General features: G+C 67.1%; 15 protein-coding genes. 6 read left to right on the forward strand and 9 right to left on the reverse strand.

Annotated elements, in window-relative coordinates:
• Window positions 1–51: 51 nt before the first annotated feature.
• From dkgB to CFB47_RS19415, 3 genes are all read right to left on the reverse strand, one after another.
• On the reverse strand, window positions 52–858 hold the full coding sequence (gene dkgB / locus CFB47_RS19405; RefSeq protein ID WP_089461977.1) for a 2,5-didehydrogluconate reductase DkgB: 807 nt from the start codon (window positions 856–858) through the stop codon (window positions 52–54).
• A 133-nt stretch (window positions 859–991) separates the two neighbouring features.
• A complete protein-coding gene (locus CFB47_RS19410) occupies window positions 992–1,951 on the reverse strand; it encodes a TIGR03571 family LLM class oxidoreductase (protein WP_089459108.1) in 960 nt (319 codons plus the stop codon).
• Between the two features lie 13 nt (window positions 1,952–1,964).
• Window positions 1,965–3,167 carry an MFS transporter gene (locus CFB47_RS19415; protein ID WP_089459107.1) on the reverse strand — a complete coding sequence of 401 codons (1,203 nt, stop codon included), beginning with the start codon at window positions 3,165–3,167 and terminating at the stop codon, window positions 1,965–1,967.
• A 111-nt stretch (window positions 3,168–3,278) separates the two neighbouring features.
• Between CFB47_RS19415 and CFB47_RS19420 the strand changes: the two genes are divergently transcribed.
• Window positions 3,279–4,220 carry a LysR family transcriptional regulator gene (locus CFB47_RS19420; RefSeq protein ID WP_089461978.1) on the forward strand — a complete coding sequence of 314 codons (942 nt, stop codon included), beginning with the start codon at window positions 3,279–3,281 and terminating at the stop codon, window positions 4,218–4,220.
• A 90-nt stretch (window positions 4,221–4,310) separates the two neighbouring features.
• Here the strand turns inward: CFB47_RS19420 and zwf are convergent, their stop codons facing one another.
• Both zwf and CFB47_RS19430 read right to left on the reverse strand, forming a co-directional pair.
• Window positions 4,311–5,786 (reverse strand): glucose-6-phosphate dehydrogenase, encoded by a 1,476-nt coding sequence (gene zwf, locus CFB47_RS19425; protein ID WP_089441511.1) that lies wholly within the window; start codon window positions 5,784–5,786, stop codon window positions 4,311–4,313.
• A gap of 284 nt (window positions 5,787–6,070) precedes the next feature.
• On the reverse strand, window positions 6,071–6,691 hold the full coding sequence (locus tag CFB47_RS19430) for an FMN-dependent NADH-azoreductase (protein WP_089461979.1): 621 nt from the start codon (window positions 6,689–6,691) through the stop codon (window positions 6,071–6,073).
• Between the two features lie 111 nt (window positions 6,692–6,802).
• Here CFB47_RS19430 and CFB47_RS19435 point away from each other — a divergent pair, with 111 nt between their 5' ends.
• Entirely contained in the window at window positions 6,803–7,237 is a 435-nt protein-coding gene (locus CFB47_RS19435; protein WP_373453149.1) for a winged helix-turn-helix transcriptional regulator, read from the forward strand.
• A gap of 36 nt (window positions 7,238–7,273) precedes the next feature.
• On the opposite strand, the gene CFB47_RS19440 is transcribed toward CFB47_RS19435, so the two are convergent.
• From CFB47_RS19440 to CFB47_RS19455, 4 genes are all read right to left on the reverse strand, one after another.
• Window positions 7,274–7,852 carry a peroxidase-related enzyme gene (locus tag CFB47_RS19440; RefSeq protein ID WP_089461980.1) on the reverse strand — a complete coding sequence of 193 codons (579 nt, stop codon included), beginning with the start codon at window positions 7,850–7,852 and terminating at the stop codon, window positions 7,274–7,276.
• A gap of 85 nt (window positions 7,853–7,937) precedes the next feature.
• Window positions 7,938–8,921, reverse strand: a complete 984-nt coding sequence (locus CFB47_RS19445; protein WP_089461981.1) for an MDR family oxidoreductase — start codon at window positions 8,919–8,921, stop codon at window positions 7,938–7,940.
• Between the two features lie 46 nt (window positions 8,922–8,967).
• Entirely contained in the window at window positions 8,968–9,606 is a 639-nt protein-coding gene (locus CFB47_RS19450; protein ID WP_089459102.1) for a TetR/AcrR family transcriptional regulator, read from the reverse strand.
• A 188-nt stretch (window positions 9,607–9,794) separates the two neighbouring features.
• Entirely contained in the window at window positions 9,795–10,505 is a 711-nt protein-coding gene (locus tag CFB47_RS19455; RefSeq protein WP_039349972.1) for an IclR family transcriptional regulator, read from the reverse strand.
• 165 nt (window positions 10,506–10,670) lie between these two features.
• On the opposite strand from CFB47_RS19455, the gene CFB47_RS19460 reads away from it, so the two are divergent.
• The 4 genes from CFB47_RS19460 (at window position 10,671) to CFB47_RS19475 (ending at window position 14,733) form a co-directional block, all read left to right on the forward strand.
• Window positions 10,671–11,369 carry a methyltransferase gene (locus CFB47_RS19460; protein WP_089459100.1) on the forward strand — a complete coding sequence of 233 codons (699 nt, stop codon included), beginning with the start codon at window positions 10,671–10,673 and terminating at the stop codon, window positions 11,367–11,369.
• Window positions 11,369–12,316 (forward strand): NAD(P)-dependent oxidoreductase, encoded by a 948-nt coding sequence (locus CFB47_RS19465; protein ID WP_039349979.1) that lies wholly within the window; start codon window positions 11,369–11,371, stop codon window positions 12,314–12,316. Before CFB47_RS19460 ends, CFB47_RS19465 begins: the two co-directional genes overlap by 1 nt.
• 21 nt (window positions 12,317–12,337) lie before the next feature.
• A complete protein-coding gene (locus CFB47_RS19470) occupies window positions 12,338–13,267 on the forward strand; it encodes an SMP-30/gluconolactonase/LRE family protein (protein ID WP_089459099.1) in 930 nt (309 codons plus the stop codon).
• Between the two features lie 86 nt (window positions 13,268–13,353).
• The gene (locus tag CFB47_RS19475) at window positions 13,354–14,733 is read left to right on the forward strand and encodes an MFS transporter (RefSeq protein ID WP_089462037.1); all 1,380 of its coding nucleotides are present in this window, start codon (window positions 13,354–13,356) and stop codon (window positions 14,731–14,733) included.
• Window positions 14,734–14,765 lie beyond the last annotated feature (32 nt).

Below are 14,765 nucleotides of genomic sequence, written 5' to 3' on the forward strand. Positions count from 1 at the left end.
GTCGGTACCGCGGCCCGCGGTGAATCAAAGGGTGAGTGGCGGGTGGCGCGTTCAGTCCCACTTCGGCGCGAGGCCGGCCGGGTCGACTTCGCGGCCGTTGCGTTCGAGCGCGGCGATCTGCGCCATGTCTTCGTCGGTCAGGCGCAGCGTCTGCGCGAGCAGGTTGCTCGCGAGGTTCTCGCGCTTCGTCGACGACGGGATCACCGAGTAGCCGAGCTGCAACGCCCATGCGAGCGCGACCTGCGCGGGCGTCGCGTCGTGACGCCGCGCGATCGCGCCGATCACCGGATCGCCGAGCACCTTGCCGTACGCGAGCGTCATGTACGACGTCACGTGGATGCCTTCGGCGTTCAGGAATTCGACGAGCTTGCGGTTCTGCAGGTACGGGCTCAGCTCGATCTGGTTCGTCGCGATCGCGTCCTTGCCGACGGCTGCGATCGCTTCCTTCGTCAGGGCGATGTTGAAGTTCGAGATGCCGATCCGGCGCGTGAGGCCCTGCGCCTTCGCATCGGCGAGCGCGGTCATGAACGTGTCGAGCGCGACGCCGTTGTCGGGGGCCGGCCAGTGGATCAGCGTCAGGTCGACGTGGTCGGTGCGCAGCTTGCGCAGACTTTCCTCGAGGCTCGGCACGAGCTTGTCCGGCGCGTAGTGGTCGACCCAGATCTTGGTCGTGAGGAACAGCGCGTCGCGATGCACGCCCGACGCGGCGATCGCTTCGCCGACTTCGGCTTCGTTGCCGTAGATCTGCGCGGTGTCGATCGCGCGGTAGCCGACTTCGAGGCCGTTGCGCACCGAGTCGATGACCGTCTGGCCTTGCAGGCGGAACGTACCGAGGCCGAATGCGGGAATCTTGCTCATCAAGTGCTCCTGGGAAAGTGGAACGGGTTTGCCATGGAAGTCATTCTGGCGTGTTGGATTGGTGAGATAAACGCCGTTGCCGGTCAAAAATATTTGATCTGAAATCAAGTATCGGGAGTGGATTCCGCCGGTGTCATGCAGCGCGCGTCCGTGCGTTTTCATCCGCGTGGAACACCGGCAGTACCTCTGCCGCGATCTCGGCCAGCGTCTCGTCGAGCGGACGCAGGTTGCGGCGGAAATGCAGGCCGATGTGCTGCACGCCCGCGTCGCGCATGGCCGCCAGCTCCCCGATGAGCGCGAGACGCCCCGCGCGGGCGCCGAAGCGGTGACGCTGCAGCGGCGCGTGCGGGTCGTCTGCGAGATCGAGGTGGATGAAGCTCACGTACGGCTTGTCGCCGGCCACCGCGCGCCAGTTCGCGGCGCGCTGCCGGTGGTCGTCCGGCGTGCCGGGATACGCGAGGCAGCCGTCCATGTGTTCGCCGATCCACGCGGGCGTTTGCTGCGCGAGACCCGCGACGAGCAGCGGCAGCGGCGCACGGGCGGCGGGCAGCACGTCGAGGCCGGGCGGCAGATGCCCGCGCGCGCCGTCGCGCAGCAGCGCGATCTGGTCGCGGAAATTCGCGCCGCGCGATGCGAAGTCGCGGCCGAACAGCGGATATTCGACGGGCCGGTCGCCGCTGGCGACGCCGAGCAGAAGACGGCCGCCGCTCAGTTCCTGGATCGACGCGGCCGATTTCAGCGTGAGCAGCGGCTCGCGCAGCGGCAGCACGACGGCCGCCGTGCCGAGCAGGATGTCGTTCGTGATGCCGGCGAGGTAGCCGAGATACGAGAAGGTTTCGAACACCTGCGCGGCGTCGCCGAACGCGGGGTCGTACACCGGCACGTCGCGCACCCAGAGCGCACGGAAGCCGAGCCTGTCGGCCCGTTGTGCGAGCGTCGCGTGGCGCGCGAGGTCGGGGACGCCGGGGTAGCGACGGTCGTGCTGGCGCTTCGCGTTGCCGGCCGGCGACCAGTCGTTGTCGAGCGGCAGTTCGAGGCCGATGCTGAAGCCACTGTCGGCGAGCTTGTCGAGTGCGGTGAGGGAAGGGGACATGGTCGGGCTCCGTTCAGTGCGCGAGCTGGACAGGTTCCGCCGTACGTTCAGGCAGGCCTGCGCTGCGGTCGAGGCGACCGCTCAGTGCGGTGAGCGCGAATGCGCCGAGCGTGACGGCTGCCGCGATCCACGGCGTATGGCCGAGGCCGACGTGCGCGACGATCACGCCGCCGAGTGCCGAGCCGCCTGCGACGCCGAGGTTGAACGCGGCGATGTTGAAGCCGGATGCGACGTCGGTGGCGTCGGGCGCGAAGTGCCGTGCCTGCTTCACGACGTACACCTGCAGGCCGGGCACGTTGCCGAACGCCACCGCGCCCCACGCGAGCATCGTCAGCACGGCGAGCCATTTGACGTGGATCGTGAAGGTGAGCGCGAGCAGCACGATCGCGAGCAGCAGGAAGATCCGCTTGAGCGCCTTCACGGGGCCGACGGCGTCCGCGAGCTTGCCGCCCCACACGTTGCCGAACGCGACCGACACGCCGTAGCCGACGAGCACGAGGCTCACTTGCGACGGCGTGAAGCCGGCGATCTGCTCGAGCAGCGGGGCCATGTACGTGAACGCGATCAGCGAGCCGCCGTAGCCGACGGCCGTCATCGCATAGACCAGCAGCAGGCGCGGCTGCGCGAGCACGCGGAACTGGCGGGCGAGCGGCGCGGGCGGCGTTTGCGGCAAGCCGCGCGGCACGAAGGCGACCGCGCCGACGAACGCGACGAGGCCGAACAGCGCGACGACCAGGAATGTCGCGCGCCAGCCGAAGTGCTGGCCGATGAAGGTGCCGAGCGGAATGCCGGCGACGAACGCGACGGTCATCCCGCTGAACATCGTCGCGATCGCGCTGGCGGCCTTCTCCTTCGGCACGAGCGTGGTCGCGATGATCGAGCCGACCGAGAAGAACACGCCGTGCGCGAGGCCGGTGAGGACGCGCGCGACGATCAGCGATTCGTAGCCGGGCGCCTGCCAGGCCACGAGGTTGCCGACGGTGAACAGCGCCATCAGCGCGGCGAGCAGCGTCTTGCGCGGCACGCGGCCGGTGAGCGCGGTGAGGAGCGGCGCGCCGATCGCGACACTCAGGGCGTAAAGGCTGACGAGCAGGCCGGCGGACGGCAGGCTGACGCCGAGGTCGGCGCCGATCGTCGGGATCAGCCCGACGATCACGAATTCGGTGGTACCGATGGCAAATGCGCTGAGGGTCAGCGCAAGCAGGGCGAGTGGCATGACGGGTGCTCCAGGGTCCGGTGAGGATGGAGCGCAGTGTGCCGCCTTTACTTTTGCTGAAAAACAGGTCTATAAACCAAATTGTTTTGATTTGAAATCAAGAATGCAGCGATGAAGATTACGCTCGATGAACTCCAGGCCTTTGCCGCCGTGGTCGACTCCGGTTCGATCACGGCAGCCGCGCAGCAGCTCGATCTCACGGTGTCGGCGACGAGCCGCACGCTCGGGCGGCTCGAGGAGAAGCTGAAGACCACGCTGCTGCGCCGGACCACGCGCCGGCTCGAGCTGACCGAGGAAGGGCGCGCGTTCCTGCAGGATGCGCGCGCGATCATCGAATCGGTCGAGACGGCGGAAGAGCAGATGCTCGCGCGGCGCGAGATGCCGTCGGGGCGGCTGCGCGTGGATGCGGCGACGCCGTTCATGCTGCACGTGATCGTGCCGCTCGTGCGCGGCTACCGCGAACGCTTCCCGAAGGTCGAGCTGGAGCTGAACAGCAACGAGGGCATCATCGACCTGCTGGAGCGGCGCACCGACGTCGCGTTCCGCATCGGCCGGCTGAAGGATTCGACGCTGCACAGCCGCCGCATCGGCGCCAGCCGGATCCGCATGCTCGCGAGCCCGGCGTACGTGGCGGCGCACGGCCAGCCGCGCAAGGTGGAGGATCTCGACAAGCACACGCTGCTCGGCTTCACGCAGCCCGAATCGCTGAACGTGTGGCCGATCCTCGGCACCGACGGCGAGCCGTGCCGCATCGAGCCGGGCATCCGCTCGTCGAGCGGCGAGACGCTGCGGCAGCTTGCGCTCGACGGCGCGGGCGTCGTCTGCCTGTCGGATTTCATGACCGCGCAGGATCGCGAGGCGGGCCGGCTCGTGCAGGTGCTCGCGCGCCAGACGCTCGAGGTCGAGCAGCCGATCCACGCGGTGTACTACCGCAATACCGCGATTTCGTCGCGGATCGCGTCGTTCGTCGATTACCTGATCGAGGCGCTGGGCGGTAGCGGCAACGATGCACCGGGGCGGCGCAAGACGGCGTCGTGGATGGAGCCGCGCTAGGCGGCGGCCGGGACAGCGGGGCGGGTTACGCCCCGTGCGATTTGACGTGCGATCCGGCGTGCCGTACTCCGGCACGCCGTCGCGTGGCGATTACGCCTCTTCGGACCAAGACATCCCGTCGCGCGCGAGCAGCGCCGACGAAGCCGCGGGCCCGAACGTGCCGGCCGTGTACAGGCGCGGTCGATCACCGAGCTGCTTCCAGCCGTCGAGGATCGGTTCGACCCACGACCACGCGGCTTCGAGCTCGTCGCGGCGCATGAAGTGCGTGAGGCGGCCGCGGATCACGTCGATCAGCAGACGCTCGTACGCTTCCGCGCGCCGCTCCGGAATCGCCTGCTGCAGGTCGAGGTTCAGGCTCACGGGCACCATGTTCATCCCGCTGCCCGGTTCCTTCGCGAGCATCTGCAGCTGGATCGACTCTTCCGGCTGGAGCTGGATCACGAGACGGTTGCTGTAGTGGCGCGGGCCGGTCGGGATGATCGAGAACGGCATGTCCGCGAACTCGATCACGATTTCCGACTGGCGGCGCTGCAGCCGCTTGCCGGTGCGCAGGAAGAACGGCACGTTCGCCCAGCGCCAGTTGTTGATGTGCGCGCGCAGCGCGACGAAGGTTTCCGCGCGGCTGTCCGCCGGCACGTTGTCTTCCTCGAGATAGCCCTTCACCGGCTGGCCGTCGACCGCACCGGCCGTGTACTGGCCGCGTACCGTGTCGCGCGCGACGTCGGCCACCGCCATCGGCCGCAGCGAGCGCAGCACCTTCAGCTTCTCGTCGCGCACCGCATCCGGGTCGAGCGACACCGGCGGCTCCATCGCGACGATGCACAGCAGCTGCAGCAGGTGGTTCTGCACCATGTCGCGCAGCGCGCCGGTATGGTCGTAGAAGCCCGCGCGGCTGCCCACCCCGACCGTCTCCGCCACCGTGATCTGCACGCTGCGGATGCTCGGCGCCTGCCACAGCGGCCCGAAGATCGGGTTGCCGAAGCGCAGCACCATCAGGTTCTGCACGGTTTCCTTGCCGAGATAGTGGTCGATCCGATAGATCTGCGATTCCTCGAAGTGCTTGCCGACCGCATCGTTGATCGCCTTCGCGGACGCGAGATCGTGGCCGAGCGGCTTTTCGAGGACGACGCGCGAGTGCTTGTCGACGAGATGCGCGGCCGACAGGTTGTCGCAGATGGTGGTGAACAGCTCCGGCGACGTCGACAGGTAGAACACGCGGATCGCATCGCCGCGCGCCGCTTCCGCGAGGCGCAGGTAGTCGTCCGGTGCGTTCACGTCGATCAGCACGTACTTGAACAGGTCGAGGAAACGGCTCCAGGCCGCCGGATCGAACGCCTTTTCGTCGATGAACGGGCGCGACTGCTCGTCCATGAACTTGCGATAGCCGTCGATGCCCCAGTCGCGGCGGCCGACCGCGATGATGCGCGTCTCGGGCGGAAGGTTGCAGTGCAGGTGCGCCATGTACAGCGCGGGCAACAGCTTGCGGGCGGCCAGGTCGCCGCCGCCGCCGAAGATGATCATGTCGACGGGCCGGTCGGCTCCGGTCTGGGTAGGCTGATTCGTCATGGGAGGTTCGCGGTTTGAAACAGGGAACGTGAAACGAACATCGGCGGCGTCGGGCGCCGGTACGGCAAAACCCTAATAGTGCACGCTTTTGATGGATCGCGTGTGTGTCCGTTTTACGGTCGCGAAGCCGCCGGGCGGCGTATTGCCGTCGAAGGGACAGGAGTGAGCGCTGACATCGGGTTGGCTCGCCGGGCAGAGGCGAGCGGCCCGTCGGCCCCGGCACATGAGGGCGAGCGTCGGCCGGCGCCGCCCGCGTGCTGCGATCGACGGGCGCGGCCGTCGTCTCAACCAGCCTGTTCCACCAGCGCCTGCACGTCCTGCCCGGCCTTCGCGATGGCCGCTTGCACCGCCTCGGCGCCCAATACGGTGCCTTCCACGCGCACTTCGCGGACGTCGGTGATCCCGATGAACCCGAGCAGATGCTTCAGATAGCCGGACTGGTAGTCGAACGGCGCATACGGGCCTTCCGAAAAGATGCCGCCGCTGGCGGTGACCAGATAGACCTGCTTGCCTTCCACCGTGCCGGCGACGCCGCCTTCGACATAGCGAAACGTGACCTGCGGCCAGATCACGCGGTCGAACCACGCGCGCAGCTGCGTGGACGGGCCGAAGTTGGTCATCGCGGAGCCGATCACGACGATGTCGGCGGCGCGCAGTTCGTCGACCAGCGCTTGCGCCAGCTCGACGGCCTCCGCTTGCTCGGCGCTGCGCGCCTCCGGCGGCAGCATGCGGCCGCCGACGTAAGCATCGTCGATATGCGGCAGCGGGTCGGTGGAGAGATCGCGCAAGGTCACGGTGCTGTTTGCGTCGCGCGCTGCGAGTTGCCGCGCGAGGTCGTGCGCGAAGCGCGTGGACAGGCTGTCGGTGCTGCGGGGGCTGGAGGTGATCAGCAGGATGCGGCTCATGAGCGTTCCTTTCGGGATAAGATGAGAACCCGGTAACTTTCAGTGACTGAGTTACCGAAAAGCATGTGGAATGCTAGGGTTCGCGCCCGGGCCCCACAAGAACGCACAGGGTTGTGCCCCAGTTACATCGATGTTCCTGCCACCATGTCCCGACCCAGCGAAGACGACTGCCAGGCGACCCGCCAGATCCTCGATCGCATTGGCGACAAGTGGAGCCTCTACATCATCGCGACGCTGAACGACGGTTCGCGGCGCTTCAACGAGCTGAAACGCGAGATCGAAGGGATTTCGCAGCGCATGCTGACGCTGTCGTTGCGCGGGCTGGAGCGCGACGGGCTGGTCACGCGGACGGTGTTCCCGACGATTCCGCCGCGCGTCGACTACGCGCTCACGCCGCTCGGCGCAACGCTGCTGGAGCCCGTGATGGCGCTCGTCAGGTGGGCGGAGCAAAACAAGCAGCCGATCGCGCAAGCGCGCGAGCGTTTCGACGAGGCGGCCGATGCGGCGCCGACGCCGGGCGAGGGCGTCGTTTACCGCAGTCGATAGGGGCGCGGCCGCCGCGTCCCCGAGCGTCGTGTGCGCTCAGCGCCCGAGCGCGTAGAACTCGGCATTCGGCCGCATGTTCGTCACGTTCGCGATGCGGTTGGACATGCCGAAGAAAGCCGAGATCGCCATGATGTCCCACACGTCTTCTTCGACGAAGCCGTGCGACTCGAGCGCGTCGAAGTCCGCTTCGCCCACCTCATGCGCGGCCTGCGACACCTTCATCGCGAAGTCGAGCATCGCCTTCTGCCGGGCGGTGATATCGGCCTTGCGGTAGTTGGCGGCGACCTGGTCCGCGATCAGCGGGTCCTTCGCGCGAATGCGCAGGATCGCACCGTGCGCGATCACGCAGTACTGGCACTGGTTCGCGCTGCTGGTGGCCACGACGATCATCTCGCGCTCGGCCTTGCTCAGGTTGCCCGGCTTGTCCATCAGCGCGTCGTGGTAGGCCATGAACGCGCGAAACTCGTCGGGACGATGCGCCAGCGTCAGGAATACGTTCGGGATGAAGCCCGACTTTTCCTGGACGGTCGCGATGCGTTCGCGAATGTCCTCGGGCAAGTCTTCGAGCGCGGGCACGGGAAAGCGGCTGATGGGTGCGGTGTGTGCGTCGGTCATGAGGTCTCCTGGATAACGTGGCGCGGGCGTACTCGACGCGCGAGCCGCCGTCCGATTGAAGAAACGCCGGTGGTCGTCGGCGGCGTCATGCGTTGACGTCGACGACGATGCGGCCGCGCACCTTGCCGTTGATCAATTCCCCGGCAAGCGGGATGGCGTCGCCCAGGCCGACCTGGTGACTGATCGCGCCCAGCTTCTCGACGTCGAGGTCGGATGCGAGCCGGCGCCACGCTTCCAGGCGGTCGGCGCGCGGGCACATGACGCTGTCGATTCCGACGAGCGTGACGCCTCGCAAGATGAACGGCATGACGGTCGCGGGGAAATCGAAGCCCGCGGCCAGGCCGCAAGCCGTCACGACGCCGCGGTAGCGCGTGGTCGCGCACACGTTGGCGAGCACGTGGCTGCCCGCCACGTCGACTGCGCCGGCCCAGCGTTCCTTGCCCAGCGGCTTGCCGGGCTCGCTGAATTGCGATCGCTCGAGGATCTCCGCCGCGCCGAGCTGCCGCAGGTAGTCGGCATCGGCGGGGCGGCCCGTTACCGCGACGACGCGGTACCCCAGCTTGGCGAGGATGGCGGTGGCGACGCTGCCCACCCCGCCTGCCGCGCCGGTCACCACGATCTCGCCGTCGTTCGGGCGCACGCCATGTCGCTCCAGCGCCATCACGCACAGCATCGCGGTGTAGCCCGCCGTGCCGATGGCCATCGCCTGTTGCGGCGAAAAGGCGGACGGCAGCGGCACCAGCCAGTCTCCGTCGACGCGGGCCTTTTGCGCGAGGCCGCCCCAGTGCGTTTCGCCGACGCCCCAGCCGTTGAGTACGACCTGGTCGCCGGGGCGATAGTCCGGGTGCGTGCTCGCTTCGACTTTGCCGACCAGATCGATGCCGGGCACCATCGGGAACTTGCGGACCACCGGGCTCTTGCCGGTGATCGCCAGTCCGTCCTTGTAGTTCAGCGTCGAGTAGCCGACGCGGATCGTCACGTTGCCGGCGGGCAACTGCGCGTCGTCCAGCGTCTGGAGCCGCGCGTGCTGGCCGGTTTCGTCCTTGTCGATCACGATGCCTTGAAACATGTGTCCTCCTTTCTAGACCGATCGTCTAATAAATAGCAAAAAAATTTCAGCGTCGAGGCAATCCATTGAAGAAAAACTGCGCGAACAGCACGAGCGGCCCGTCGCTGCGTTCGAGCTTCGCGCGCAGCACCGCGCCTTCCCAGCCGATCCAGAAGAACGCGGCCAGCGCGGCGGGGTCGGCGGAATCCCCAACCTCGCCCGCCTGCTGCGCGGCGCCCAGGCATTCGGCCAGACGGCGCTGCCAGTCTTCGAACGTCGCACGCAGCCGTTCGCGGAAGCTTTCCGGCAGCGTGCCCATTTCCTGTCCGAGGTTACCGATCAGGCAGCCGCGGCTGTACGCATAGCGGGCCATGCCGTCGCGGGCGTCGTCGACGAACGCCCGCACGCGCTGCAGCGGCGAGCGTGCCGGGTCGCTGAAATGGCGATCCAGCTTGCGCGCGAAGAACTCGGCGTAACGGTCGATCAGTTCGAGGCCGAACGCTTCCTTGCTGTCGAAGTAGTGATAGAAGGAGCCCTTCGGCACGCCGGCGCGCCCGAGGATCTCGTCGAGCCCGGTGGCGGAAAAGCCCTTTTCGGTGAGGATCTCGAGCCCGGTGCGCAACAGCATGTCACGCGTGGCGACGAGGTCGTCGTGCTGCTTGGGTGGCCTGCCGCGGCGGCGAGGCGGATCGATTCGAGCGTCCATGGCGGAATAATAGACCGTTCGTCTCAAAAATCAATGGCCCGTGTGCCGGGCCGGTCGGACGGGCCGTCGCGTCGGTGCTGCGCTGCAGGTGTCACGCACCCGGCCCGCGCGTGGCGTCGTGCGAATATGTCCGCGGGCAGGCGACGAACGGCGCGTCGACCTGAACCCGGCCTTTGCCAAAGCGGCGATCAGCTGCCGTACATGTGCTCGCAGAGCGCGACACTCGCGCCCAGCTTCCGCGACAGATCGGCGGCCGCATCCAGCTGTGGTCGATCCAGCTCGCCCGACTCGTGCGCGACACTGAGGCGGGATGCGGGACCGGAAAGCGTCAGCGCCGCCATGAACTTGTCGCCGGCGCCGAAAACCGGCACCGCGAACGCTGCCGTATGCACATCGCGCGCACCCGCGGTGAAGAGGGGCAGTGCCGGCGGCTTGTCATAGATCGGTTCGCCGAGTCCCCAGAAACGGATCACCTGGCTGATGGCCGTGTCATCGAGCGGCAGCATCGTCCCCGCGAGCCGCGTTTCACGCAGGCCTTCGGACGGCTCGACCCGAAACAGGCAGAGCCGGTGCCCGCTGTCGTGCACGTAGTACGATGCGCTTTCCTTCGTCAGCGCGGCCAGCGCATGCAGCGCCGGTTCGACCACCGTGGACAGATGGAAGGACTGCTCGTACAGCTTGCCGAGGTACAGCACGCGGTGCCCAAGCGAATAGTTGCCGGACTGCGCGCGCACGACATAGCCCATTCGCTCCAGCGAGTTCATCAGCCGATAGACCGTCGTCTTGTGCATGCCGGATGCCTGCGACAGCGTCGCGAGCGATTGCGATTCGGCGCCGGGCTTGAAGCAGTCCAGCAGCGAAAGCGCCTTTTCCACGGCAACGACACCGTCGTTTCCCATTCCTTTTCTCCGGTCGACATTCACCCGGAATTGTACAGAGTAAAACGCTGGTTTACCACGTAAAAGGGTAAACGCCAGTGCCATGACGCGTCTCCTCTGGTTATATTGATTTCACCATGTACACCAGTGTTTTACAGAGTACAACGCTTAACCTGAGGTCGAATCATGAGCAACCCATCCGCCAGCCTTTCGCCGATCACCCGCGACATCGAACGCGTCTCGCCGGAACTCGTTCAGGCTGCCGCGCGCTACCAGGCCGCGATCCTGGCCGACGTCGCGGGCCGACGCGGCACGGTGCATGGCCGCGTGCGGCCGTTGTCGCCGAAGATGAAGGTCGCCGGCCCGGCGGTCACGGTCGAAGTCCGCGCGGGCGACAACCTGGCGATCCATGCGGCGCTCGCCGTCGCGAAACCGGGCGACGTCGTCGTGGTCGACGGCAAGGGCGACATCTCGTGCGCGCTGCTCGGCGAAATCATGGCGGCGCAGGCGAAGGCGAGCGGCATCGCCGGCATCGTCATCGACGGCGCGGTGCGCGACGCGCACGAACTGGCCAACGGCGACTATCCGGTCTTCGCGGCCGGCCTCAATCCGTGCGGCCCGACCAAAAGCGTCGCGGGGCGCGTGAATGCGCCGATCTCGCTGGGCGGCACGGCGGTGAGTCCGGGCGACCTGGTGGTCGGCGACGCCGACGGCGTCGTCGTCATTGCGCGCGCCGACGTCGCGCGTATCGTCGATCTGGCGCAGAAAAAGCTCGACTTCGAAACCGCGCGTATCGCAGCGATCCACAAGGGCGACCTTCGTCCGGGCTGGATCGAGAAGGAACTGCGCGCAGCCGGCATGCTGGCCGAAGGCGAGGCACTCTGATGCAGATCGCTTCGCACAAGCCCGTGGTCCTCGTGACCGCCGCCGACCTTGCGCCGCAAGCGCTCGAGATGCTCGCGCAGTTCGACGTCGTGTTCGCCGGCAAGCAACCGACCGAGGACGACATCGTGGCGCTCTGCGCCCAGCACAAGCCGGTCGCGATCATTGTCCGGTACGGCAAGGTCAACGGCCGCATCATGGACGCCGCCGAAAACCTGCAGGTGATTTCGAAGCACGGCAGCGGCATCGACGTGATCGATCAGGACGCAGCTGCCGCGCGCGGCATCGCGGTGCGCGCCGCGGTCGGCGCGAATGCGGCCGCCGTCGCCGAGCACGCGTGGGCGCTGCTGCTTGCCTGCGCGAAGTCGGTTCCGCAACTCGACATCCGCATGCGCGAAGGCCATTGGGACAAGTCGACGCACAAGTCCGTCGAACTCGACGGGCGCACGCTCGGCCTCGTCGGGCTCGGTGCGATCGGCCGGCGCGTGGCCGCGATCGGCACGGCGTTCGGCATGAAGGTGCTCGCGTTCGATCCGTTCGCGAAGGAAGCGCCCGCCGGCGTGAAGCTCGTGCCGCTCGACACGCTGTACGCGGCGTCGGACGTCGTGTCGCTGCATTGTCCGTTGACGGCCGACAACCGCCGGATGCTCGACCGCGACACGCTCGCGCGTTTCAAGCGCGGGGCGATTCTCGTCAATACCGCGCGCGGCGGCCTGATCGACGAAGCCGCGCTGGCCGACGCGCTGGCGAGCGGCCACTTGCGTGCGGCCGGGCTCGACAGCTTCGACGTGGAACCGATGACGGTGCCGCACCCGTTCCAGCAGATCCCCAACGTGATTCTGTCTCCGCATGTCGGCGGCGTGAGCGATGCCGCGTACGTGAACATGGGCAAGGGTGCGGCGGCCAACGTCCTCGCGGTGCTCGACGAACGCGCGCACAGCGCGGCTTGAACCCTGGACATCGAGGTACGCATGTTTTATCTGACGAGCCCCGACGTGCGCGAAGCCGACGTGTTCACGCGCATGCCGGAGAAGTTTCGCAAGCCGGACGTCCGCACGGAATGGGCACGCGCGAATCGCGGCGGCATGGTCACCGATTCGTTTCTCGAAGGGCCGGTGTGGGATCCCGACGGCTATCTGTTCGTGACCGACATTCCGCACGGGCGCATCTTCCGCATTTCGCCGTCGGGAGAATGGGATCTCGTCGTCGAATACGACGGCGAGCCCAACGGAATGAAGCGCTTCGACGCAGCGCACCTGATCATCACCGACTACCGGAACGGCCTGATGCTGCTCGATATCGAGCGCGGTGAAATTCGCCCGTATCTCGAGCGCCGCAACACCGAGCGCTTCAAGGGCGTGAACGACCTGACGTTCGACTCGGCCGGCAACATTTATTTCACCGACCAGGGGCAGACCGGGCTGCACGATCCGACGGGCCGCGTGTATCGGCTCTCGCCCGACGGCAAACTCGACATGCTGCTCGGCACCTGCCCGAGCCCGAACGGGCTCGTGCTGTCGCGCGACGAGAAGGTGCTGTTCGTCGCGATGACGCGCGGCAATGCGGTGTGGCGCATGCCGCTGCAAGCCGACGGATCGGTCACCAAGGTCAGCCCGTTCTTCACGTCCTACGGGCCGAGCGGCCCCGACGGCCTCACCGTCGATCTCGAAGGCCGGCTGTTCGTCGCGAATCCGGGGCTCGGCCGCGTGTGGGTGCTCAACCACTGCGCGGAGCCCGTCGAGATCCTGACCGGGCCGAAAGGGGCGTCGCTCACGAGCGTGTGCTTCGGCGGCGCCGACATGAAGACGCTCTTCATCACCGAATCGACATCCGGTTCGGTCCTGAAAGCGGACATGCGCATTGCCGGCCCGTTGCCAAAACAGGCCGCGAACAAGGACTGACACCCGCGAACCGGGAAGCCGCTCACCGGTTTCCCGCCCGTATGCCGAAAGATCGCGCCGCCAGTCGCGCGACGAAGGAGACAAGCATGACCATTTCGCACGCGCTGCGTGCCGGCGATGACGCACCGCGCGCCGACGCCTCGTCCGCGGAGCGCCTGGCCGGCGACGATTACGCGGCCAGCGAGCGCACGCTCGCGAAGGCGTTCCGGCGCATTCTGCCGTTCATCTTCGTCTGCTACGTGATCAGCTATCTCGACAGGACCAACGTCGGTTTTGCCGCGCTCACGATGAACAAGGATCTCGGTCTGACGGCGGAGCAATTCGGTGTCGGTGCCGGCCTGTTCTTCATCGGCTACTTCCTGTTCGAGATTCCGAGCAACCTGATCATGCAGAAGGTCGGCGCGCGCGTGTGGATCGCGAGAATCATGATCACGTGGGGCCTGTTCTCGATGGCGACGGCGTTCGTCGTCGGACCGAAAAGCTTTGCGGCGGCGCGCTTTCTGCTCGGGCTCGCCGAGGCGGGCTTCACGCCCGGCATCTACCTGTATTTCACGCACTGGTTTCCCGGCAAGTGGCGCGCGAAGGTAACGGCCGCCTTCCTCGTCGGCATCCCCGTCGCGAACATGATCGGCTCGCCGATTTCCGGTGCGCTGCTCGAACTCGGCGGCCTGCACGGGCTGCGCAGCTGGCAGTGGCTGCTGCTGATCGAAGGCGTCCCTGCGGTGATGCTCGGCATCGCGTGCCTGTTCGTGCTCGCCGACCGTCCCGAGAAAGCCGCGTGGCTCAGTGACGAAGAGAAGGCGTCGCTCGCGAAACGCCTCGCGTTCGAGCAGCGCGACATCGGCGCGAAGCACGGCAGCAAACTGCGCGACGCGATGACGAACTGGCGCGTGTTCGTGCTCGCGTTAGTCAACTTCTGCGGGATCGTCGGCTCGCTCGGCGTCGGCTTGTGGATGCCGCAGATCATCAAGCAGTTCGGCGTCGAACACGCGGTGGTCGGCTGGCTGACGGCCATTCCGTATGCGATCGGTGCCGTCGTGATGCTCTGGTGGGCGCGTCTCGCCAATCGCGCGGCCCACCGCATTCCGTATGTCGCAGGCGCACTGGCTGTCGCCGCCGTGGCGTTGTGTGCGAGCGCCTTCATTCATGCGCCGGTTTTCAAGCTGATCGCACTGTGCGTCACGGTGAGCGGGATCCTCGCGTTCCAGGCGACGTACTGGGCCATCCCGTCAGGATTCCTCACCGGCCGCGCCGCCGCGGGCGGGCTCGCGCTGATCGTGTCGGTCGGCAATCTCGGCGGCTTCGTCGGGCCGTCGCTGATCGGCGCGCTCAAGCAATTCTCCGGCGGCTTCACCGCGCCGCTCATCGCCGTGTCCGGCGTGCTGCTGCTCGGCGCGTTGACCATCGCTTGGCTCGGCGATCCGGGCTCGGGCGCCGGCGAAGCGCGTGTTGCCCGCGAGCCCTGAATTTTCCTTCGTCCGACCCATCCATAAAAAAC

Origin of the sequence: Burkholderia sp. AU27893, assembly GCF_002223205.1 — a bacterium.
Lineage (GTDB): Bacteria > Pseudomonadota > Gammaproteobacteria > Burkholderiales > Burkholderiaceae > Burkholderia.